Raw genomic sequence first — 22,401 nt, 5'->3', positions numbered from 1 at the left:
CCAGCCGGGCGCACTGTGAGCAGAGGGTCATCAGATCCACAGCAGGGGCGGCAACCTCTCGATCAGGTGGCCCTGGGGGTTGGTTTCAGGCTGACGACGATGAACCCGCGGCTGGTCGACACGACGGCTGTCAGCGGGGCAACGACGACGACCGCATAGCCGGTGCTGATGAGGGAGACCCTCGCCAGCTCGGTATCGGGGCGTCGGGGGTCCCAGACACGAGCGGTGGCGTCCGCCGATGTCGTGATGACGGCCGGATGCTCCAGACCTGGCCACGTGAGGGTCGTCGCGCCCCAGACGCGACCGGAATGGGCGTCGAAACATCCCAGCTCGACGTTGGGCCGAAGGGGGTCCCAGATCCGGGCCGTCCCATCGTCTGAAGTGGTGACGACAACGGGATGGTCCAGGCCCGGCCACGGCAAGGTGAGCACGGCCCGGACCGGCCCGGTGTGGGCGTCGAAGCGTGCGAGCTCGGCGTTGGGCCGAAGGGGATCCCACACTCGGGCGGTCGCGTCGAATGACGTGGTGACGATGGCCGAATGGTTGAGGTCGGGCCAGGGCAATGTGGTGATCCCCTGAACCCGTTCGCCATGGCCGTCGAAACGCGCGAGTTCGACGTCGGGATTGAGCGGATCCCAGACGCGTGCCGTCCTGTCGTGTGATGCGGTGGCGATCACGTGGTGGTCGAGATCGGGCCACGCCATTGTGGTGATTGCCTGGACCCGTTCGGTATGGCCGTCGAAACGCGCGAGTTCGGCATGGGGATTGAGCGGATCCCAGACGCGTGCCGTCCTATCGGCCGACGTGGTCACGACAACAGGATGGTCCAACCCAGGCCAGGCCAAGGCGGTCGCGTGTCTGATCTGGGCGGTGTGGGCTTCGAAGCGTGCGAGTTCGACGTCGGGATGGAGCGGATCCCAGACGCGTGCTGTCCTATCGACCGACGTGGTCACAACGGCGAAATGTTCCAACCCAGGCCAAGGCAAGGTGGCCAGTCCTTCTACAGGACCAGCGTGGCCGTCGAACGGGGCTGGTTCGGCATCAGGTCCCCGAGGATCCCAGACGCGTGCAGTGCCGTCCTCCGAGGCAGAAACGACCACAGAGTGATCCAGGCCGGGCCAGGCCATGGTGGCCACTCCCCAAACGGCTCCCGTGTGGCCGTCGAAACGCGCGAGTTCGGCATCAGGTTTGAGAGGGTCCCAGACGCGTGCCGTTCCATCCGTCGAGGCCGTCACGACCACCGGGTGGTCCAAGCCGGGCCAAGTGAGGGCGGCGATGCCTCGAACCTGAGCGCTGTGGCCTTGGAAGCGTGCGAGTTCGGCGCCGGGTTCGAGGGGATCCCAGACGCGTGCCGTCCCATCGGCCGTGTCGGCCGAGGTGGTGACGAGGACAGGACGGTCCAAGCCTGGCCAGGTCAGGGTGGTTACGTTGGAGACCGGGCCGGTGTGGCCTTGGAAGCGTGCGAGTTCGACCTCGGGTTCGAGCGGGTTCCAGACACGCGCCGTCCCATCGGCCGAAGTCGTTGCGACTACCGGATGGTCCAAGCCGGGCCAAGCCAAGGTGGCCACTCCCCAGACGGCTCCGGCGTGGCCGTCGAAACGTGCGAGTTCGGCGTCGGGTTCGAGGGGGTCCCAGACGCGTGCCGTCCCGTCGGCCGAGGTGGTGACGAGGACAGGACGGTCCAAGCCTGGCCAGGTCAGGGCGGTTACGTTGGAGACCGGGCCGGTGTGGCCGTCGAAGCGCGCGAGTTCGGCGTCGGGTTCGAGCGGATCCCAGACGCGCGCCGTCCCATCGGCCGAGGTGGTCACCACCGCCGGGTAACTCATGTCCGGCCAGGGCAAGGTGGCTGCGCGCTGAACGGGTCCGGTGTGGCGGCCAAAACGGGCGAATTCGCTCTCGGGACGCAACGGGTCCCAAACCTGCGCCGTCCCGTCCTCCGAGGTCGTGACGAGCACGTGGTGGTCCATCCCCGGCCAGGACAGGACCGTGGCACTCCAAACCTGGTCGGCGTGGCCCTCGAACCGCGCCAGCGCGGTGTCGAGCGGACGCAGCCGCACGGCGGCCCGCCATGGGCAATCAAGGGCGAGGTCGGCGAGGCGACCGGCCAAGTTCTCGTTTCCCTGGACAGAGCAGACCATTTGCAGGATCGCGGAATTGAGGCCCGGATCGTCCTCCATGAAGGGAACCGACAGGTCATAGATTGCTCCGGGGGCGGCCCGAGTCGCCACGGTCAGGCTCCGTACGGCCGAGCGCATCGCGCCGGGTGCCATGCCCACGAGGAAATCGGGCTCGGCCAGCAAGTTCGGCAGGGTCCCCGCGCGTGCCGCGTGGTCGGGAGCGTGGTGCCGGGCGTAACGCGAGGCGGCCAGCCAGCCGCCGTCGGCCGATTCCGACCGCAACAACTCAAGGAGGCGGCTCTCGTCACGGCGAACGTTCCGGCCGGCGAGCAGCTCGTCGACGAGTGCCTGATGGAACAGGCGGGTGACTTGCGTACCCTCCGTTTCAACGGCCGTCTCAAGCAGATAGTCCACGGCCGCGCTCTCGCGGAGCACATCCAGCTCCGCCATGGTCGCCTCATACCCGAGAGCCTTCGCGAAGCGCAGCCATCGATGGTCGTCGAGACCTGAGCCCCGGCCATAGGCCAATGCGGTCAGCAACGCCCTCTGCTGGCGTTGCGCGGTCACCGAAAGGCGCTCCAGATGTTTGGCGAGAGCCTCACCCACTCCGCTGGGCAGCTCGCTGGAATCGAAATCAGGCGAGCGGGCATCGAGGGCGACCGGATCCTCAGCGAGCTGGAACGCGGCCATGCCGGCGACCAGATAGTTGCGGCCCGCACGCTTCGCTATCTCGCCGGCGAGCCTGGTGCACTGGGATGTGGCCTGACGATAGGTCTCCCACGCGGCTCCCGCCGGCCCCGGCTTGGCGAAATCCGTCTGCGTGAGCAGCGCCGACGCATAGGCACGCAGATCCTCCGGCTCGAAATACCGGTCGGAGTCGAGGTCGACCACGTTCTGGCTGTCCGGCCCTCGCGTGACGCCGAGACCGTGGAGATGGCCCCCGGGGAGGTACGGATCGCTCGTCCTCAGCTCTCGGGTGGCCACGATGACTCTGATCCAGTCGAGACGGGCAAGGTCACGTAGGACGGCCCGGATCTCCGGAATGTCTTGTTCGACTGCCTCGTCGAGGGCGTCCACAATGATGACGAGCGGTCGGGCGGGGCTTCGGTCCGCGAGGTCTTGGACCAGTTCCTTCCACGACGCGGACTCTGGAGCGTCAGCCCTGCACGCGGCGGAGATGGCATCGGTGAGGTCGGCTTCACGCGCGCCGCGCGCGTGGAATGCCACGCCAGGGTTCTCGCCGGTCTGTTCGGCGATGACCGCCACCCGGGCCACGACGGCCGACTTGCCGGCCCCTGGCTGGGCCGTGACCACCAGGGGGACTCCAGGGCAGACGTCGGCGCGGAGCCAGCTCTGAATCTTGTGGAGCGCGGCGACCCGTCCTCGGAACAGGTCACCGCCTCGCGCCGCGCTCCGCTGACCGGCGGCTCGTTGGACGAAATGTCCCCGGGCGTTCTCGCCGGCCATCAGCCACGGCCGCGGCAGACCGGACCATGCGCGTCGAATCTCCTGCACGGGAACCATGCGATCGAAACGGCCCTGCTCCGAGCCCGCTACCAGGATTCCCACCATCAAGCCCGAGGAATCGCAGACCGGACCGCCGCTATGTCCGATCAATGTACCGACGACGTTCCAATCGAGCTGTACCATTCCGCCGCGCACCGGCCCGGCGACCCGAAGTCGGCGCCAGATGCCATGCGGGTTCGGGCCTTCGTCAAGCGGATAGCCGAATACGTGAACGTCCGTCGGACAACGTAGCGCGGGCCATAGTTCTATGGGAACAGGGAGGGCCGGCCCGGGGGTGGATTCAAGCCGCAGCAGAGCCACGTCCAGCTTTGCGGCCGCGCCTTGGTCGTCGACATCGGCTCGCTGTGCCGATACCGGAGGGTCATCGGGCTCTTCAAGAAAACGAACGGTGATGGGCCCGTCATCGGGAGAAGCGACGGTGAGCGTATGCGCCGCGGTGAGTACGAGACCGTCAGCGACGAGCACGCCAGAACCGGTTCGCTCTCCACCGACGTACACGGCACAGACCGCTGACGCGGCTCGGTCTAGTCCGCCCACGTCACGGACCCGTCGTTCCCGCGGCAGGCTCGGCACCACCGGATGAGGCATTCCACCGCAAGGTGACGGTAATCGCCGCTTCGCCCGCGCTGCTGGCAATGAACCACCAGTTCACCTTGCCGGAGACCTTAACGCCCAGGCTCAGTTCAATTTCGTCAGGGCTCAGCTTTTCCCGCAAACCGCGAGATATGGCCTCCGCGGTCTGAGCGATCGGTGCGATGCGCTGTTCGAGCTCACCGCCATCGACCGTCTTGGGTTGACCGCCCCGCTGGCTGACGAGCGAATGCTCGGTGGTCTCGAAGACGACCTCTGACCCGTCCTCAAGATTGTAGCGCACGAATTCAGCCAGAGCCCTCACACCTTCCCAAGTCCCCGATCCCGGGCAACTTACGATACTCGTGAAGCGGTACTCATTTCCAGCTCTCACCCGCCAAAGACGGCCTGGGTGCCGTTGGCCGACGTCTCGTGGATTCTGGACGGGCAGGTAGATTCCGATCACGGGGGCCGGGGTGACCTGCTGCCCGGGAACGATGTCGGGAGGGGGGAGCCGTAGTGAGTACGTATGTCGTCGTCGGGGCCGGGCTTGCCGGGGCCGCGACCGCGTGGCAGCTCGCGCGGCGCGGTCACGAGGTGACCGTGCTGGAGCGCTCCACGCCGGCCAACGACCAGGGCAGCTCGCACGGATCCGCGCGGATCTTCCGGTACGGCTACCCCGACGCGTTCTACACCCGGCTCGTCGTGGACTCACGGGCCGAATGGGACGAGTTGGAGCGCCTGGCCGGCGAGCGGCTCATCAGCCCGACGGGCTCGCTCGACTTCGGCGCGGAGCGGGCCCCGGCGGTGCTGGCCGCTGTGTTCGAGAAGGTCGGCGTCGACCACGAGCTGCTGACCGCCGCCGAGGCGGCCGCGCGCTGGCCTCGGTTCAGCTTCGGCGAAGGCGACGCCGGAGTGCTGTGGCACCCCGCCGCGGGCGTGATCGACGCGGAGGGCGCGGTGCTGGCCATGCTGCGGCTGGCGCGGGCCGACGGCGCCAGGGTCGAGACCGGCTGGCCGGTGGCCTCGGTCGAGCGAGCGGGCGCCGGTCACCGGGTGGTGAGCTCGGACGGGCGTACCGAGGAAGCCGAAAAGGTCATCGTGACCGCCGGCGGCTGGCTGCCCGATCTGCTCGGCGATCTCGCGCTGCCGGGGGAGTTCCTCGCCGCCTTCCCCCCGCTCCAGGTGATGCAGGAGAACGCCTACCACTTCCCCTACCGCGACGCGGAGGAACCGTGGCCGACGTTCATCCACAAGAACCCGACCATGCTGGTCTATGGCCTGCCCGGCGGGCGCGACGCCGTCCTGCCGGACGGCCGGGCCGGTCAGAAAGTGGCCGAGTACAACGGCGGGCGGCCGATCCGGAGCGCGGCCGCGCAGAGTGGTGGGATCGACCCGGCCAACCGTGAACGGATCATCGCGTACGTCCGGCAGACCCTGCCCGGTGTCGTTCCCGAGCCGTACGCCGAGACGACCTGTCTGTTCACCAACACCCCCACGGAGGACTTCGTGATCGACGGTGTGGACGGGATCACCGTCGCTTCGCCCTGCTCGGGGCACGGCGCCAAGTTCGCGCCACTCCTCGGCCGGATCATCGCCGAGGCGGCATCCGGTGAGCGGGCGGCCCCGGAGCGGTTCCGGGTGGCGCATCACCTCTCCGCGGCCGGCCTGCCGACCGAGTGACACCGAACAGTCCTTCCGCCGGGCGGAAGCTTCCGCTTCGTCCGTGTGGCTCCTGACACAAGGCTTGGGGCGGACAGGTCTGCTCATCGCCGTGCCCCGGAGGTCGTCGTGCGCATGCAAGCCGCCGTCTTCGACACGCGGGACGGTCCCTTCCATGTGGAGGACGTCGAGATCGACGAACCCGGGCCCGGCGAGGTGCTCATCCGCGTGGCGGCCACCGGCATCTGCCACACCGACGGCCTCGCCCGCCACGGTGACCTGCCTTTCCCGGCCCCTGGCGTGCTCGGGCACGAGGGTGCGGGCACCGTGGCCGCGGTCGGTCCCGGGGTGGCCTCGGTGGGCGAAGGCGACCGCGTCGTCATGGGGTGGCCGTGGTGCGGCGAGTGCCGCAACTGCCTGGCCGGTGAGCCCCGCTACTGCGCCCGGCTGGGGGAGTTGCTGGTCAGCGGCGTCCGGCCCGGAGGCCGACCGTCCGCGCTGCGCCGTGCCGATGGTTCGGTCCTGCACGGCCACTTCTTCGGGCAGTCGTCCTTCGCGACGTTCGCCTTGTCCCAGGCGCGCAGTCTGGTGACCGTGCCCGCCGATGTTCCACTGGAGTTGCTCGGGCCGCTGGCCTGCGGGATGTCGACCGGCGCGGGCGCGGTGCTCACCACGCTGCGTCCCGAGGCCGGCTCCAGCCTGGTCGTCTACGGGACGGGTTCGGTGGGCCTCGCCGCGATCATGGCGGCCCGCAACAGCGGCGCGACCACGATCGTCGCCGTCGACCCGGTCTCCTCCCGGCTCGCCCTCGCCCGGGAGTTGGGCGCCACGCACACCATCGACGCTTTGCAGGATGATCCCGTGGCGGCCGTCCACGACATCTGCGGCGGACCGGCCGACAACGCCCTGGAGTGCACGGGCATCATCTCCGTCGTACGCCAGGCGGCGGACTCGGTCGGCATGCTGGGCACCTGCGCGCTCATCGGCGGTGCCCCGGCCGGAGCCGAGTTCTCCCTCGACCACCTCACCACGCTGTGGGGCAAGCGCATCGTCGGCGTCCTCGGAGGCGGCGGCCGCAGCGACCAGATCATCGGCGCTCTCGTCGACCTCTACAGGCAAGGACGGTTCCCGTTCGACCGCCTCGTCTCGTGGTTCGCCTTCGACGAGGTGGAGGAGGCCCTCAACGCGTCCTACGCGGGCAAGGTGATCAAACCCATCGTGCGCATGCCCGGCTGATTCGCTCGGCGAAGTGTCGGCCTGCGGCCCCACAATGGGGCTAGTGGCCGCACAAGGAGGGCAACGTGGCGATTCGGCGGTGGCGGGACGATCCGATGGTGCGGGCGCGATGGATTCTGGTGCTGCTCGGCGCGGCCGCCCTCGGCCTGGTGTTCCTGGTGAGCGGCGATCTCACGGTCCGGTTCACGGCCGGGTTCGCCGCCGGGGCCGGCCTGGCCGTCTGGACGGTCAGCGAGCGGATCATCGTGAGCACCAGGGACCGGCCCGAGACCCGGGTGGCGTCCGCCCGGCAGGGCTCGATCGAGCGCTGACCTCTCGATGGACGGTCAGGAGAGGCCGGGCGGAGAACGACATGCTTGGGTGATGCGAGCGAGAACGCCCCCGTTCGTGTGAGAGTGGCCCAGGGAACAGGCGATTGGGAAAGGCTCAAACATGTTCACCGGTGTGATCAACTTCGCCAACGCTCTCGTCGTCAGGGCGGCCATGCTGGCGCCCACACCATCGCCATCGCCGGGCGACCCCCCGGACACCGACGGGCTGGCGAGGTTCCTGCGCGACTTCTTCGGCCCGGTCTTCCTGGTCATCGTGTCGATCGTGGCGATCTTCTTCCTGTTCACCCGGGAGATCACGCGGTTCGCCCAGTTCATCGTGCTGGCGATCGCGATCGGCGTGGTGTTCTACGTGCCCAACATCATCGAGTCCACCGCGAAGGCCATCGCCAAGGCCCTGGGGGTGGAGTAGCGGCCGTCCGGGCGGCGCCATGGTCGCCCCCGAACGGGAGCGCCGTAGGGTTGAGATCATGGAGTTGACGGAGCGGTTCGAGTGGGGTGGACGGCAGATCGCCTGGGGACGTGCGGGCGCCGGTCCGGCCGTGGTGTTCTGTCACGGCACGCCGTTCTCTTCGCTGCTGTGGGAGCCGTTCGCCGAGGCACTGAGCCGCGACTTCACCGTCCACCTCTGGGACATGCCCGGTTACGGCCTGTCCTCCAAGCATGCCGAGCATCGCGTCGACTTCGGCGTGCAGGCTGACGCGTTCGCGGCGCTGCTCACGCATTGGGGCCTGGACCGGCCGCACGTGGTCGCCCACGACTTCGGCGGCGCCGTGTCCCTGCGCGCGCATCTGAGCCTGGACGTCGGCTACGCGTCGCTGATGCTCGTCGACGTCGTCGCCATCCCGCCCAGCGGCTCACCCTTCTTCAAGTTCGTCCAAGACCACCCCGACCTGCTGGGACAGCTCCCGGGCTACATCCACACCGCCATCGTGCGCGCCTACATCCAGGGCGCGAGCCACCGCGGCCTGCGCGACGACGATCTGGACGCCCTCGTACGGCCCTGGACCGGGGAGGACGGCCAGCCCGCCTTCTACCGGCAGATCGCCGACTACGACGAGCGGTTCCTCGAAGAGAACGAGCGGCGGCTGGGCGGCATGGACATCCCGGTGAGGATCCTGTGGGGCGCCCGCGACGCCTGGATCCCCACCGGCATCGCCCGGCGGCTGCGGAGCCTGATCCCCGGCGCCACGCTGTCGCTGATCGACGACGCCGGTCACCTGATGCAGCACGACGCGCCCGTCCCGCTCATGGACGAGATCCGCGCCTGGCTCACCGCAAGCTGAGGCGCCGACAGCGGCCGGCCCCGGCGCGCCGGTGAGCGCCGGTGCGGCGTCGCCGGTCAGGCGGCGGGGATCCGGCTGTGGACGTCCTTGAGCATCCCCCGCATCGCCGAGTGGAAGATCTCGGCCTGATGGTCACCGATGAACGAGGTGTGCCCGAACACCTCCAGGACGACGAGCCCGTGCATGTGCCCCCACGCGCTCATGAGGAGAGAGACCGCGGGGGGCGGCAGTAGGCCCAGGCCCTCCGGTGGCAGGCGCTCCAGGTGCGCCCGGAGTGAGGACGAGAGCGGGGCGTCGGCCGCGGCGAGTTGTGCCGTGGTGAACCCGTCGAACATCTCGCGCTCGAAGATGGCGCTCATGCGGCGGAGCGCCTGGGTGGTCGGGCCATCGGCGGGGGCCGCGTAGTGCCGCAGGGGCGATCCGTAGAGGAGCTGGAATCGCTCGGGATGGGCGATGGCCCATCGGCGGTAGCCCTCGGCCGCGGCCACCAGGCGCGGCGTGTCCGGATCGTCCGCCGGGGTGTCGACGGCGGCTTGCACGGCGTCGGCCAGGTCGTCGTACGCCTTGGTGATGAGCGCCGTGACGAGGGCATCCCGGTTCGGGAAGTAGTGGTAGAGCGCCTGGACGGTCATTCCGAGGCTCCGGGCGACCGCTCGCAGGGACAGGGCGTGCGGCCCGTGCTCGGTGATGTGTCGTTCGGCCGCGTCCAGGATCTCCTGGGCGGCGGCGGCCCGGCGCCGCTGGCGCAGCGAGGGCGGGGCCGTGAGGTGTTCGTCTGCGAGCATGCGGCGACCATCCATCGTGTTAGGAAAATCTAACACTGCCAAATTTTCTGTCTCCCCGCTAGCGTCGTGCACGGCGATGAAGAGTGCGACACCGCACCTGCGAAGAGCATCCGCGGAGCACCGCGCCGACCCCTCCCTGCCGACCCCCCGGCTGCTTCATGCCGTTCCCAAAGGAGACTGTCCGTGTTCGCACGCATAGCCGAGCTGGCGATCCGCCGGTCCCGGCTGGTACTCGTCCTCGCCTTCGTGGCGGTGGTCGTCATGGGTGTCGTCGGCGCGGGAGCGTTCGGCAAGCTCAAGGAGGGCGGCTACGACGACCCGGCCTCCCACTCCAGCCGGGCCCAGAAGGCCATCGAGGAGAAGTTCGGCGGGGAGACGAACCTGGTCCTGCTGGTCCGCGCCCCCGGCGGCCGCATCGACGCCCCTGCCGTCCGGCGGAGCGGCCAGGCCCTGGTGGCCGGCCTCAAGAGCGATCAGAACCTGGAGAACGTGGTCTCGTACTGGGACGCGGGCAGCCCGATCCTGCGCTCCAAGGACGGCCACGAAGCCATGGTGCTCGCCCATGTGAAGGGCGACGACACGCATCGGGCGAAGAACGCCAAGAGCGTCATCGACGAGTACACCGGAGCGGACAAGGGCGGGCTCGGCGTCCGGGCCGGAGGCGGCGCCGCCATCGGCAACGACATGTCGGCGCAGGTGCCCAAGGACCTCCTCCTGGCCGAGGCCATCGCCGTGCCGCTGACCCTCGTGCTGCTCCTGCTCGTCTTCGGCAGCGTGGTCGCGGCCCTGCTGCCGCTGGTCATCGGGACCATCGCGATCACCGGTACGTTCGCCGAACTCACCGTCCTCGGCGGCGCCACCGACGTCGCCGTCACCGCGACCAACCTGACCACGGCCCTGGGCCTCGGGCTGGGCATCGACTACGCCCTGCTGATGATCAGCCGGTTCAGGGAGCAGCTCGCGACGGGCGCGAGCGTGGAGGACGCCGTCCGCCGGACGGTGCTCACCGCGGGCCGTACGGTCGCGTTCTCCGCCGCGACGGTGGCCGTCGCGCTGTCGGCGCTCCTGGTGTTCCCGCAGTACTTCCTCCGCTCGTTCGGCTATGCCGGGGTCGGCGTCGTCGCCATCGCCGCCCTCGGCACCCTGTTCGTGATGCCTGCCCTGTTCGCCGTCCTGGGGCACCGGGTCAACAGCGGACGGCTTCCGTGGGCGAAGCGGGCGCACGCCGAGGCCCGGGCGCCCCTGTGGGGACGGCTGGCCCACACCGTCATGCGGCGGCCCGCGCTCACCGCGCTGCCCGTGCTCGCGGTGTTGCTGCTGGCGGCGAGCCCGCTCCTAGGGATCACCCTCGGCACGCCGGACGAGCGCGTCCTGCCGGACGGCGCCGAGAGCCGCCAGGTCACCTCGGTGCTGCGGGAGAAGTTCAGCGGCAACGACGACGCGGCCATCCGCGTCGTCATCGACAAGCCCGTGAGCAGGGCGCCACTGGACTCGTACGCGGCCAGGCTCTCCGGGCTCAAGGGCGTCGTCCGCGTCGAGGCCGGGACGGGAACCTACGCGGGCGGACGGTCCACGGCGGCCGGCGACCCCGCCCTCAGCCGCGCCGACGCGCAGCGGATCAACGTGGTGAGCGCCCTGGCACCGCGGTCGGAGGACGCCCAGAGCCTGGTCAAGGAGGTCAGGGCGGTCGCACCGCCCGCCGGGTCGCGTCCCCTGGTGGGCGGGACCGGTGCCGAACTGGTCGACTCCAAGGACTCCATCAGCGGCCGCCTCCCGATCGCGCTGGGCCTGGTCGCCCTCACCACCTTCCTCCTGCTGTTCCTGTTCACCGGCAGCGTCGTCCAGCCGCTGCGCGCGCTGGTCCTCAACATGCTCAGCCTGGGGGCGACCCTCGGCGTCATGACGTGGATCTTCCAGGACGGCCACCTGTCCCCCCTGCTCGGCGTCACGGCGCAGCCGATGGAGGCGTCGATGACCGTGCTGATGTTCTGCATCGCCTTCGGCCTCTCGATGGACTACGAGGTGTTCGTCACCAGCCGCATTAAGGAACTCCACGACCAGGGCGAGGACAACGAGTCCGCCGTGGTCGACGGCCTCGGCCACACCGGGCGCATCGTCAGCGCGGCGGCCTGCCTGCTCGCGGTGAGCTTCTTCGCGTTCGGGACGGCGAAGATCAGCTTCATGCAGATGTTCGGCCTGGGCACCGGGCTGGCCATCCTCATCGACGCCATCGCCGTGCGCGGCGTCCTCGTCCCCGCCGCGATGCGCCTGCTCGGCCGCTCGGCCTGGTACGCGCCCCGCGTCCTGCGCGAACTCCACGGCCGCTACGGCCTCACCGAAGGCGGCCCCGCCCCTGCGGCCGCGCCGGGGTCCGCGCCGCAGCCGCCGTACGCGAAGAACGCACCGTAACCAGGCGGGACCTTCCGCCCGGGCCGCGTCATCCGGATGTCAGGCGCCTGCGTGGATCAGGCCGGCCCACAGGCTGGGCGCGTGCGGAAAGGCGTGGCGCATTTCGCGAACGGTTTCGTGGAGCGCAATGGCCGTGCTCGCTTCGTCGAGGGTTCCTGGTCGCTTCCGCAGCCGCTGATAGACGCCGCGTGCGGTTCGGGCCGCCGCCGTGTCGTCCATCTCCCACAAGGAGCCGACGACGTGGGCGTAGCCGGCGAGTTGAAAGGCGCTGACTATGTGGATGGATTCGTCGGCCAGTTCTGGGCTGGTGCGGTGGGTGCTGCATGCCGACAGGTAGGCCAGCCGCGCCCCGTTCAGCCGGAGCCGGGCGATGTCGGGCACGGTCAGCGGCCGGTTCCGGTGGTCGTGCAGTATCAGGCGGCTGCGTGATGGGTGGTCGGTGTCGGCGATCGCGTGGCAGGCGAAGTGCACGAACGCGTGGCCGGGCAAGTCGGTGACCACTGTGTCGTAGGTGGCTGCGGGCCCTGTGCGGATCGTTGACTCCGGTACGAGCTTGGTGATGGATCTTACTTCGCGCTGCGCCGCGGCCAGAGGCGCGGCGCCCTCCGCCTCCGGCACCGCGATGACAAGGAGTCGCGGCCGGGCTGTGACCTGGGCGCCTGCCTGCGTGCGAGCGTGCAGCAGGGCCCGGACTATCGGCGTGTAGGAGGACACGACTCGGTCGAGGACGTTGGGGGTGTCGGTGCGAGTGTGATCGCCTTGGTGTCCGGCGGCGTGCAGGGGCAGGGTGGACAGGGGCGCGCCGGGTGACCACCACACGCGTGGCCACACCTGTCCTTCGGCCGGTGCTGTGCACAGGCCCAGTTCGTCCAGGACGGGTTCGACGACGATGTCCCAAAGCTGGGCGAGCACTCCCTGGATCGCATTCTGTGCTCCGGTGGCCTGTCGCTGCGTGGCGCCGTTCGGTGCGTTCAGAGTGCGCAGTGCCTTAGCGAAGCGTTCTGACAGTTTGGTGGCCATCGCAGGGGTGAGTGCCGGGAGCGGGATGACGCGGATCCGGTCCGGTGTGATCGCGAGCGCGTCGCTGCGGTAGGAGGTGACGTTCACCAGGACCACGGGTCCGTCGGCGGCGCCGGCCCGCAGCTCAAGGTCTCCGGGTGGGTACAGGAAGCCGTCCATTCCGGGCAGGGCTCGGATGCGGACGAGCAGTGCGTCCCATTCGGCGGCCAGCGCGTTGCGGTGATCCGCGCCGGCCGCAGCTCCGGCTTCGCTCTCCGGTTCCAGCTCGCTGCCTACGGTGTCGAGGGCATCGCGCAGTCGTTCGAAATGGTCGGCGAGGTCGGGAGCTCGCCGGCGCAGGACTGTCAGGTCGCTGCGCGTGTCGAATGTCTGTGCCAGCAGGACCCCGCGTCCCTGTTCCAGGAGACGCGCCGCCAGAGCGGGATCGCCGGTCTGCACGGCGCAGGCGGCGGCCTCGGCGGCCAGGCCCCCGAAGCCGCTGAGCCAGTGCTCCTGATCGTTGCGAAGCAGGCTGCGCGGCGCGATCGCGGGCAATTGCTCCACGGCCAAAGTGAAGCCCCGCAGGGCCTGGGTCCAGTCTCCGAGCTCGGCGCACGCCTGCCCCCACGCGCGGGCGGCCTCGGCTCGGGTGGAGGGCGTCGCGCTCGGCAGTTCCGCGGCCCGGCGGTACATCCGGGCGGCCTCAGTCAGGTCAGCAGAATCCCGGGTGAGACGGTGACGTTCGAGCAGGGCGGACCCAAGGTTCCAGAGCCGCGTCGGGAGATTGAGATGCGCGGCCGGGGTGGCCCGCACGGCTTCCTCGAAGATCGCCACAGCCTCCTCCAGGGCACGCTGCCGTATCCGAGGACGGATGCGGGTGGACGCCCGGCCGATCTTTGCGCTGCCGAGCACGCTGAGATAGCGGCCCCTGTCCGCCGCACTTTCCGGCAACATGCGCAAAGCAGATTCCAGCAGCTCGATGGCCTCATCAATTCTGCCGGGGAGGCCGAGGAGAGGAGGACTGTTGAGCAGGCAGCAGGCGAGGTTCAGGCGTCGGTGGGACTGCGCCGGGTCGTCATCGGGGGTGCGGAGAAGAGCCTGACGTAGCAGCTCAATAGCCTCATCCATGAGGACGGTGTCGCCGGCGTGATCAGCCTGACGCATGAGCCCGATTCCGAGTACGCTCATCCGCCTGGCCTGGGCCGCCTCTCCTTGGTAGCCCCCTGCTCCGATCTCGACGGCACGCCGTCGACACTGCTGGGCCTGTGCCAGGTCGGTGCTGTCCTGGCCTTGGAGGAAACGGTGCGTCAGCGCGCTGGCAAGGTTGATCAGCCGCTGCTCCAGGGCACGATCACCCTCCGGCGTCCGGTCGACGGACTCCCGAAAAGCGGCAATGGCATGCTCCAATAGCTCATCTTCGCCTCCCACGTTGTGCACGTGGGCTTCGAGCAGGACGAACCCCAGCATGTTGGCCGTGAAAGGGCGCCGGGAGTCCTGAGCGGAGACCGCGTCGGCGGCCCGGCGGGCGAGACTCACCGCCTCTTGCAGATCCGCCACCCGCGCGGTCCTGGTGAACCGGCCACGCAGCGACAAAGCGAGGTACATCCGAACCATTGCGGTCCCTGCGGCGATCTCCGGCGTGCTCTCGTGCGCCTCCCGCAACAGCCCCACGGACTCCTCACCGTCCTCGGGACGCTTCAGCCGAACGCAGCGCAGGTGGAGCGCCCTTCCGAGGTCGGCGAGGATGATCGCGCGTCGCCCGGGATCGGCGGACGGTTCGGCGAGCGCCTGGCGCAGCACGTTGATCGCCTCGTTCAGATCCTGGACGTGGCCCTTGAAGTCAAAGCGTTCAAGCAGTGCTCGGCCGAGTTGGAGAGCGCCGTGGGCGGACTCTTCCAGATCATCATCTGTGGCTGCCTCGCGGAACAGGTCAACGAATTGATCGTGATCGATTGCCCTGGCGCGCAGTTGTCGCCAGGGAAGCGTCCCTTCGGCGAACTCACTGGTGTACCGGGTACTTTCCGGTGGCCTTTCGCCCGTCCGTTCCAGCACATCGCGTGCCAGGCGGGCTCCAGCCTCCTGATCACCGGGATCTCCGGCCACGTCAAAGCGCGTATTCAGCATCAGGCTGAGATTGCCCGTCAGCGGCGCCCATGCCGGATCGTCGTCCGCGGTGCGCCGCAGCGCCTCCGAGACCACGGTGATCGCGCGTTCCAGAAAAGAGGTGTCACTGTAGGCGCGGGCCGCCTCGAACAGCACGCAGGCGTAGTCCGCCAACCGGTCGCGGAACCTCGGGTGTGACTCAGGAGTGGCCATCACCGCGAGGTAACTGTGTGCAAGCGCTATACTCAAGTTAAGCCGCTGCCCCGTACGTTGGAACTCCTCCACCCGCGGTTCCACGTGGGCGTGCCAAAGATCCGGACCGTCTGCGGTCACGTCCTCTGGCCGCAGATCCGTTCGGTAACCGGCCGCCAGCTCCTCCGGAACAGTGCTCTCATCAGCGGCCCAGACTATGACGAGTAGCGTGCCCGCAATCGCGCCCTCGATCTCTCCCTGCCCCTCTCCCAGTGCCCGGCAACGCATCCAGAAGACGAGCCCTGCGATCTGTCGCGCACTGACGTCGGTGGCCAGGTCGGAACTGCAGATCAGCAAGGTCCGGATCTCCGCGTCCACCTCCTCGCCGGACACCGCGTCCCAATCTCCCGACTCGCATCGTTCCAAGCGGGCACGCAAGGACTCCCAAGTAGCGGCGAACTGTACATTTCGATCTTGATGATCCATCGAGTCCGGCCCTTTTCCGCCAATGCCTCTCTTGAGAGGCTGCCCCCGCGCCACACTAGTCACCGACCCCGCCCGCCGTTGCGAGAAAGCGTCATACAGGGGGTGAAGCCGGCTCTATGACACCACCGGAAACTCGGCGTGAACTGGCCGCGCGATTGGAGCAGCTGTGTGTGAGGCTCGACCAGCGAGGCGATCCGGTCAGCCGCAACCCGCAAGTACGGAATGCGGCCGAGCGGGTTGCGGCACTGGTTCGGGAAGGCGCACAACCGCAGTCGCTGCTCGCCGCGCTCGACGAGCTGGACGACGAACTGCTCGACGCGGGATCCCGCAGCACCAGCCGCAGCATGATCGATGTGCCGGGCGTACCGCCTCGCCCTGAGCATGAGGTGCTGTGCTGCCCGGGTCCCTCACCTTGCTCCCGGGTGGAGGAACCCCGCTGGCCCCGACGGGCGCCGCTGTGCCGGATCCACGGTGAGCGGCTCCGCCGCACGGCGCTCCAGAGCGACGAGTGAATGACTTCCTGTCCTCCCTCGGGAGCAAGGTCGCCGAGCGTTGGCTGAATCTACTCGTCCTGCCCGGTCTGCTCTTCCTCGGCGTGGCCATCGCAGGTGGCGGCGTACTAGGCCATGACCATTGGCACGATATCGACCGGCTCCGTACACGCGTGAACGCGATGACCACTGGGCCGTCGGCCGGCAAGCCGGGCACCATAGTGCTCGTCAGCGCAGCGACTCTGCTGGCCTCGGCGGGCCTGGGCCTGATCGTGCAAGCGCTGGGAACGGCCATTGGTCAGATATGGTTGCGCGACCCCGCCGATCCCTTTTCCCGCCTGCTCGTGCGATGGCGTTGCCGCCGCTGGGCCAAACGCCACAGCGACTACCGTGAAGCCAAAATTCACCACCATCGCGGGCAAAACGATGAGGGGCTGCTCCCGTCCAAAGAGGGGCTCGACCGTCTGCGTGGTCGCCGCGACAGGATCGCGCTGATCCGTCCCACACGGCCGACCTGGAGCGGCGACCGGATGGTGGCGGTCGATGACCGGGTCCGGCAACTGTACGGAATGGACGTGGCCATAGTTTGGCCACGACTGTGGCTGGTCCTACCCGGCTCGGTACGAACGCAATTGCACAATGCGCGCGAGGCATTCAGTGCCGCGACGAAACTGGCCGCCTGGGGGTGTGGTTACGCGATACTCGGTGTCTGGTGGTGGCCCGCGCTGGTGATCGGTGCCGGAACTTGGATCATTGCCTGGCGGCGAGTGCGCACGACGATCGAGACGCTCGCCGTTCTGATCGAGGCCAGCGTGGACCTGCACGGCAACGACCTCGCTGAACGGCTACGCGTCAGCCGGCCGGGGCATCCATTCGGCCCACGCATCGGCAAAGCGGTCCAACAGGCTCTACGCCGACCCGACCCATAGGGACATGTCGGTGTAGTCGAACGTGACGGCGAACGGCTTGAAGAACTCGTGGGTGAAGTTGGCGATCAGGTCGAAGCCGAACGGCACGGACTGGCCGGGGCCCGGGAATCCAGGGAAGACCTTCTCCGCCGCGTGGCCGGGCACGTTGCGCCGGACCGCCCTGCCGAGGCTGATCCGGTCGGCCATGATCGGATACGTCCTGTGCCCGAACCGGTCGGCCGGATGCTCGTAGTCCACCTCGATGCCGACCTGTTCGGCGATCTGCACCGTGGTGTCGAGACCGCTGCCGATGCCGCCGGTGTCGACCGTGACCATGCGCGGCCCGTAGTCGCGAAGGCTGCCCAGCGTGCAGGGGAAGTGGTCTCCGGCGAGCCACAGCGGGAGCCGGTCCCGCGTGTGGAACCGGGGACGCGGGGCCCCGGACCTGCGCCGCAGGACCAGGGCCCGGCCGGCGTAGTCCATCGTGGTCAGGAAGTGGTAGAAGATCGTCGTCCCGAAGGCGCCCGCCGGCTGCGAGCCGTCCGGAAGGGGCGGCCTCTGCGCGTCGTTCCACTGCACCGGAATGTTGCGGATCTCGATGTCCCCGATTCTGAACGAGTCCAGGACACCGAAATACAAGGTCACCGGATGAGCGTCGACGACCCCTCCCTTCATGCTGGCCAGCGGGCGCAGCCCCGCCTCCTTCGCCGCCTCCGCCGAAAGGTCGAGCGTCGCGTACGTGTCGAGCAGATACTTCTTCGCCTTCCCGCCGTTCACCGAGGCTTCCACGGTGGGCACAGGGTCAAGGGTGTGGAAGGGCACACGCGTGCGCGCGGCCCCGTGTATCTGCCACGGCCTGCCTTTGAGATGGTCGAAGACGGTGGCGAAGGCCGCGTCCCGCTCGGTGCCGGTCTGCCGGAGCAGCGGCACAGCGCGGGCGAGCTGGTCCTGCCGCACGAAACACTCGGCGAGCCGCTGCTTCGAGGCGACGTCCCCGGGATTCAGCCGGACGGCTCGCGCCAGGAATGTCTCGGCGGTGCCGAACCGGTTGGACAGCAGGGCGATGTACCCGACCTGCGCGGCGGCGCGCGCCTTCCCCGGATCCTCGCGCAACTGGCGTCGGTAACCGCGCTCGGCCGCGGCGAACCGGCCGTCCTTGAACAGCCGGTCGGGATCCTCGGCGGACGCGAAGGCGGCGCCCCCAGCCGGAAACGTCGCACCGGCGACCGCCGCCAGGCCGCTCGTGGCCAGGAAAGCGCGCCGACCGGGTACGGGGAGATCATCCAGAGGTGCCATGCCGTGCTCCTCACGAGTCGGACAAACACGACCAGTGGTACGCCCGCGATTGTTTCCGCACCGTTTCCCCGGCGCGCAGCCCCGGGCCGCAGCCCCGGGCCGCCGACCCAGGCCGCCGGCGCGTCAGACCGGCGGCCGGGCTTGGGGGCGCTGGAAGAAGTGGGTGACGGTGTCGCGGAGAACGGCGGCCTGCTTGCGTACCGCGGACAGGCGGACATAGTCGTCGCCGAGAACGTCACGGCGCTCGGGCGGCAGGTAGGCCGGGAGCATGGTGACGCCCGATCGGACGCTGATCTCGCAGCCGGGTCCGGTTCCCTCGACGGCCTCGCGGATCTCGTCGGTGGCCGCGGCCGGGCCGGTGCCGGGCAGCAACCGCCGGTCCACCGTGATCCGCGCCGTGGCCGGGAGGGTGTGCGGCGCGAGCGGCTCGTACCGTACCTGGTACGGGACGACCTTTCATCTTGCCGGTGTCAGGGAGATGTTCCAGAAATCGGCGTAGCGGCCGCCGCGGTGGAGGAGTTCGTCGTGGCCGCCTTCTTCGATGATTCGGCCGCCGTCCAGGAAGGCGATGTGGTCGGCGCGCTGGATGGTCCGCATCCGGTGCGCCACCATCACCACCGTCCGGCCGGCCATCAGGCGTTCGATCCCCTCATGGACGGCCTGCTCGTTCACCGGGTCCAGCGCGGAGGTCACCTCGTCCAGCAGCACGATGGGCGCGTTCTTCAGCAGGGCCCGCGCGATCGAGACGCGCTGGCGCTCACCGCCCGACAGCAGCGCGCCGCCCTCGCCGACATCGGCCGCCCATCCGCCGGGCAGCCGCTCGATCACCTCGTCCAGCCGCGCCGCGGTCGCCGCCGCGCGCACCTCGGCCTCGTCGGCGTCGGGACGGCCCAGGCGCACGTTCTCCTCGATCGTGCCCTCGAAGAGGTAGACGTCCTGGAAGACGATGGCGATCTGGGCCATCAGCGTCTCGGTGTCGATGGCGCGCACGTCCACGCCTCCGATGCGGACGGCGCCGGCGTCCACGTCGTAGAACCGCGCGAGCAGTTGCAGCAGTGTGCTCTTGCCCGCGCCGGAGGGGCCGACGACGGCGAGCCGTTGTCCCTGCGGGACGGACAGCGACACGTCGTCGATCACCGTGCGGTCGCCGTGGTGGAAGGCGACGGAGTCGAACTCCAGGTCGTGGCGTTCCGGCCGGACGGGTTCGGACGGCTCCGGCAGCGGCTCGGTGCGCAGCACGGTGTCGAGTCTGGCCAGCTCGGAGCGGGCGCCTCGAAGCCGGCCGTTCATCTCCGCCAGCGACAGCAGCGGATCGGCGCAGCGGGCGGCCAGCACCAGGATCGCCAGGATCTCCGCCGCTCCGATCTTCCCGCCGAGCGCCAGGTAGGCGCCCAGGACCAGCAGCACGGTGAACATCGCCTGCACCGTGAGCGTCAGGCCCACTATGCCGGGCAGCGCCGACAGCGCGGAACGGCGGGACGCGCGCTGGAGGCCGCGCAGCGAGTCGTCGAGCAGCCCGAAGCGTTCGACGGTCCGACCGCCCGCGCGCAGGACCGGCTGGGCCTGGAGGTATTCGATGACCCGACCGGTGGCCTCGCGGTCGCGTTCGACGCGCTCGGCATCGGCGGCGGCCGTCGAGCGTCCCGTCCAGATCTGGATCGCGGCCACGACCGGTACGGCGGCCAGCGCGGCCAGGCCCATCTGCCAGTTGAAGGCGAGGATCACCACCACGATCGTCAGGGGCGTCACGCAGGCGGAGATGAGCGGTGCCAGCAGATGCGCGATCACGCTCATCGCCTGGAGGACGCCGCGACTGGCCAGGACCGACACCTCCCCTACGCGGCCCGCGCTGTACCAGCCGATGGGCAGCCGGGCCAGATGATCGCCGAGCCGGTGGTACATCCCGCGCAGCAGGGTGGTCCCGGCGAGGAAGCCGGACAGGTCGGCGACGTAGCGCAGCACCGCGTAGACCGCGACCACCGTCCCGAACGCGATCAGCCAGGGCCGCGCGTCTTCGGGGGTGCTCCCGAACAGTGCGCGCAGCACGGGAACCAGCAGCGCGTAGGACAAGCCTTCGAGTATCGCGGTCGCCGTCATCAAGGTCACTGTGCGGCGCACCGGCCGGGCGTACTCGTGCCCCAGGACGCGCAGCAGCATTCGAATCATCGGGGCTCATCTCCTTGTAGTACGCCGCCGCCGGCGACCGCCGATCGCTGCGATTGCCAGAACGCGGCGAACCTGCCGTCCCGCGCCATCAGCTCAGCGGGTGTGCCGCGCTCGACGATCGACCCGTCCTCCAGCATCACGACGGTGTCGGCTTCGGAGATCGTCTCCAGGCGATGGGCGATGACCAGGATCGTCCGATCGCCCGCCAGCGTGGCCAAGGCCCGGCGCACCGCCTGCTCGGTGTGCGGGTCGGCGAAGGCGGTCGCCTCGTCCAGCACCAGGACGGGCGCGTCGGCCAGCAGCGCGCGTGCGATCGAGATCCGCTGCGCCTCGCCGCCCGACAGCCCGGCCTCGTCGCCCAGCACCGTGTCGTATCCGCGCGGCAGCTCAAGGATTCGATCATGGATGTTCGCCCGGCGGGCGGCGCGCACCACGTCGTCGAGGCCGGCGTGCGGCACCGCCAGCGCGATGTTGTCCGCGACCGACGCGCGCAGCAGCCGGACGTCCTGGAAGACGAAGGAGACCGTCCGGTACAGGTCCCGGCTGCCGAGCTCGCGCAGATCGACACCGCCGAGCGCGACCGACCCGTGGGTGGGGTCGAAAAACCGCGGCAGCAGCTGGACCAGCGTGGACTTCCCGCTCCCCGACGGCCCGACGATCGCGGTGACCGTCCCCGGCTCGAGCGTCAGGTCGATCCCGCGCAGCACCTCGTGATCGGCTTCATAGCCGAACCGGACCCCGCGCAGCTCCACCCGGTGCCCCTGGGGGACGGCCGGACGCGTGGGCTCGGGTAGCGGCGGCACCGCGAGCACGTCCCGGATCCGGCCGACCGCGCGCCGGGCGGCCTGCATGTCGTCGAAGCCGTGGCCGAGCGCCGCGACCGGAGCGGTCAGCCCCAGCCCGAGCAGCAGGAAGGGCAGCAGGTCAGCCGGGGGCATGCCGCCGGACGTGATCAGGGCCGCGCCGCCGATCAGCACGACCAGCAGCACGAACGGCGGCGACAGCGCCAGCTGCATCCCGGCGGCGATCCCGGACAGGCCGCGCACCATCCGGTAGAAGGAGGTGACGAACTCGTCGGTGGCCGCGCGGAACCGGTGGTGGGCGCGCTCGCCGCCGCCGAACGCCTTGACCACCGAGATGCCCTGGACGAACTCCACGACCGAACTGGAGATCCGTCCCATGGCCTCGTCGAACTCCTTCTGCTCGCGCAGCCGGGCCGGGGTCATCATCAACGGGACCAGCGCCACGGCCAGCGCCACCGGGATCAGCGTGATCAGCGTGAGCCGCCAGTCGACGGTGAACAGGTAGACCAGCGACACCAGCGGCACCACGAACGCCGAGACCAGCTCGCCGGGGGCATGGGCGATGAACGGGTGCACGGCGCTCACGTCCTCACCCACGACCTTGGCCAGCTCACCCGTCCGGCGCTGGGAGAACCAGCCGATTGGCACGCGTCCCAGCCGTGCGGCCAGCCGCCGCCGGAACGACAGCTGCACCTGGCCGTCGAGAACATGCCCGATCCCGGACGACGCGGCCGTGAACAGTAGCCGGACCAGCAGGCCGGCCGCGCCCGCGATCACCACGGACCAGACACGGCCGTGATCGATCGGGCCGTCCGACAGCAGAGCGCGCCCCAGCTCGACGACCGCAAGCAGCGGCGCCAGACCCGCGACGGCGCCGATGACCTGCAAGACAACGACGGCCGCGAAGCTCCATCCGTGCGGGCGCAGCAGCCCCGCCAGGCTCCGCCCCGCCGCAAAGTCGGCATCCGGCGGCGCGGACCGCTCCTTCAGCTCGGCGGCGCTCATCGCCCTCCCGTCCTCGTCGCGCCAGGAAACG

16 protein-coding genes are annotated in these 22,401 nt (G+C 69.6%); 8 read left to right on the top strand and 8 right to left on the bottom strand.

Annotation, left to right across the window (positions count from 1 at the left end; all coding sequences use genetic code 11):
* Nucleotides 1-62: 62 nt before the first annotated feature.
* Both E1298_RS09305 and E1298_RS09300 read right to left on the bottom strand, forming a co-directional pair.
* On the bottom strand, nt 63-4,232 hold the full coding sequence (locus tag E1298_RS09305; protein ID WP_131891176.1) for a trypsin-like peptidase domain-containing protein: 4,170 nt from the start codon (nt 4,230-4,232) through the stop codon (nt 63-65).
* The gene (locus E1298_RS09300) at nt 4,183-4,518 is read right to left on the bottom strand and encodes a CU044_2847 family protein (protein WP_131891173.1); all 336 of its coding nucleotides are present in this window, start codon (nt 4,516-4,518) and stop codon (nt 4,183-4,185) included. The genes E1298_RS09305 and E1298_RS09300 overlap by 50 nt, the downstream gene beginning before the upstream one ends.
* Before the next feature lie 215 nt (nt 4,519-4,733).
* Here E1298_RS09300 and E1298_RS09295 point away from each other — a divergent pair, with 215 nt between their 5' ends.
* From E1298_RS09295 to E1298_RS09275, 5 genes are all read left to right on the top strand, one after another.
* Nucleotides 4,734-5,897 (top strand): FAD-dependent oxidoreductase, encoded by a 1,164-nt coding sequence (locus E1298_RS09295; protein WP_131891170.1) that lies wholly within the window; start codon nt 4,734-4,736, stop codon nt 5,895-5,897.
* Between the two features lie 114 nt (nt 5,898-6,011).
* The gene (locus E1298_RS09290; protein WP_131891197.1) at nt 6,012-7,112 is read left to right on the top strand and encodes an NAD(P)-dependent alcohol dehydrogenase; all 1,101 of its coding nucleotides are present in this window, start codon (nt 6,012-6,014) and stop codon (nt 7,110-7,112) included.
* Between the two features lie 65 nt (nt 7,113-7,177).
* Entirely contained in the window at nt 7,178-7,423 is a 246-nt protein-coding gene (locus E1298_RS09285; protein ID WP_131891167.1) for a hypothetical protein, read from the top strand.
* A gap of 172 nt (nt 7,424-7,595) precedes the next feature.
* Nucleotides 7,596-7,853: a hypothetical protein gene (locus E1298_RS09280; protein ID WP_243725473.1), complete on the top strand. Its 258-nt coding sequence runs from the start codon at nt 7,596-7,598 to the stop codon at nt 7,851-7,853.
* Between the two features lie 58 nt (nt 7,854-7,911).
* Nucleotides 7,912-8,727, top strand: a complete 816-nt coding sequence (locus tag E1298_RS09275) for an alpha/beta fold hydrolase (RefSeq protein ID WP_131891161.1) — start codon at nt 7,912-7,914, stop codon at nt 8,725-8,727.
* A gap of 56 nt (nt 8,728-8,783) precedes the next feature.
* Here E1298_RS09275 and E1298_RS09270 read toward each other — a convergent pair whose 3' ends face one another.
* Nucleotides 8,784-9,512, bottom strand: a complete 729-nt coding sequence (locus E1298_RS09270) for a TetR/AcrR family transcriptional regulator (RefSeq protein WP_131891158.1) — start codon at nt 9,510-9,512, stop codon at nt 8,784-8,786.
* 183 nt (nt 9,513-9,695) lie between these two features.
* On the opposite strand from E1298_RS09270, the gene E1298_RS09265 reads away from it, so the two are divergent.
* Nucleotides 9,696-11,921 carry an MMPL family transporter gene (locus tag E1298_RS09265; protein ID WP_131891156.1) on the top strand — a complete coding sequence of 742 codons (2,226 nt, stop codon included), beginning with the start codon at nt 9,696-9,698 and terminating at the stop codon, nt 11,919-11,921.
* Nucleotides 11,922-11,960: 39 nt separating this feature from the next.
* Here E1298_RS09265 and E1298_RS09260 read toward each other — a convergent pair whose 3' ends face one another.
* The gene (locus tag E1298_RS09260) at nt 11,961-15,608 is read right to left on the bottom strand and encodes a CHAT domain-containing protein (RefSeq protein ID WP_165975378.1); all 3,648 of its coding nucleotides are present in this window, start codon (nt 15,606-15,608) and stop codon (nt 11,961-11,963) included.
* 209 nt (nt 15,609-15,817) lie between these two features.
* Here E1298_RS09260 and E1298_RS09255 point away from each other — a divergent pair, with 209 nt between their 5' ends.
* Nucleotides 15,818-16,213, top strand: a complete 396-nt coding sequence (locus E1298_RS09255) for a hypothetical protein (protein WP_131891150.1) — start codon at nt 15,818-15,820, stop codon at nt 16,211-16,213.
* Nucleotides 16,210-17,121 carry a hypothetical protein gene (locus E1298_RS09250; protein WP_131891147.1) on the top strand — a complete coding sequence of 304 codons (912 nt, stop codon included), beginning with the start codon at nt 16,210-16,212 and terminating at the stop codon, nt 17,119-17,121. Before E1298_RS09255 ends, E1298_RS09250 begins: the two co-directional genes overlap by 4 nt.
* Here E1298_RS09250 and E1298_RS09245 read toward each other — a convergent pair.
* The 4 genes from E1298_RS09245 to E1298_RS09230 all read right to left on the bottom strand — a co-directional run bounded on the left by E1298_RS09245 (nt 17,101) and on the right by E1298_RS09230 (nt 22,370).
* Nucleotides 17,101-18,396 carry an aspartyl protease family protein gene (locus E1298_RS09245; protein ID WP_131891144.1) on the bottom strand — a complete coding sequence of 432 codons (1,296 nt, stop codon included), beginning with the start codon at nt 18,394-18,396 and terminating at the stop codon, nt 17,101-17,103. The genes E1298_RS09250 and E1298_RS09245 overlap by 21 nt on opposite strands.
* 123 nt (nt 18,397-18,519) lie before the next feature.
* A complete protein-coding gene (locus E1298_RS09240; RefSeq protein WP_131891142.1) occupies nt 18,520-18,780 on the bottom strand; it encodes a hypothetical protein in 261 nt (86 codons plus the stop codon).
* A 72-nt stretch (nt 18,781-18,852) separates the two neighbouring features.
* Complete coding sequence (locus E1298_RS09235; RefSeq protein WP_131891139.1) at nt 18,853-20,562, bottom strand: ABC transporter ATP-binding protein; 1,710 nt, start codon at nt 20,560-20,562, stop codon at nt 18,853-18,855.
* Entirely contained in the window at nt 20,559-22,370 is a 1,812-nt protein-coding gene (locus tag E1298_RS09230) for an ABC transporter ATP-binding protein (protein WP_131891136.1), read from the bottom strand. Before E1298_RS09230 ends, E1298_RS09235 begins: the two co-directional genes overlap by 4 nt.
* Nucleotides 22,371-22,401: the final 31 nt, after the last annotated feature.

Source organism: Actinomadura rubrisoli, from assembly GCF_004349215.1.
Lineage (GTDB): Bacteria > Actinomycetota > Actinomycetes > Streptosporangiales > Streptosporangiaceae > Spirillospora > Spirillospora rubrisoli.
This window is presented reverse-complemented; position numbering and strand designations above follow the sequence as displayed.

Bases quoted from the DNA above. Each gene is read 5' to 3' on its own strand.
- E1298_RS09245 (WP_131891144.1), bottom strand. From the start codon at position 18,396: ATGGCACCTCTGGATGATCTCCCCGTACCCGGTCGGCGCGCTTTCCTG.
- E1298_RS09255 (WP_131891150.1), top strand. From the start codon at position 15,818: ATGACACCACCGGAAACTCGGCGTGAACTGGCCGCGCGATTGGAGCAG.
- E1298_RS09270 (WP_131891158.1), bottom strand. From the start codon at position 9,512: ATGCTCGCAGACGAACACCTCACGGCCCCGCCCTCGCTGCGCCAGCGG.
- E1298_RS09275 (WP_131891161.1), top strand. From the start codon at position 7,912: ATGGAGTTGACGGAGCGGTTCGAGTGGGGTGGACGGCAGATCGCCTGG.
- E1298_RS09290 (WP_131891197.1), top strand. From the start codon at position 6,012: ATGCAAGCCGCCGTCTTCGACACGCGGGACGGTCCCTTCCATGTGGAG.
- E1298_RS09280 (WP_243725473.1), top strand. From the start codon at position 7,596: ATGCTGGCGCCCACACCATCGCCATCGCCGGGCGACCCCCCGGACACC.
- E1298_RS09230 (WP_131891136.1), bottom strand. From the start codon at position 22,370: ATGAGCGCCGCCGAGCTGAAGGAGCGGTCCGCGCCGCCGGATGCCGAC.
- E1298_RS09235 (WP_131891139.1), bottom strand. From the start codon at position 20,562: ATGATTCGAATGCTGCTGCGCGTCCTGGGGCACGAGTACGCCCGGCCG.
- E1298_RS09305 (WP_131891176.1), bottom strand. From the start codon at position 4,232: ATGCCTCATCCGGTGGTGCCGAGCCTGCCGCGGGAACGACGGGTCCGT.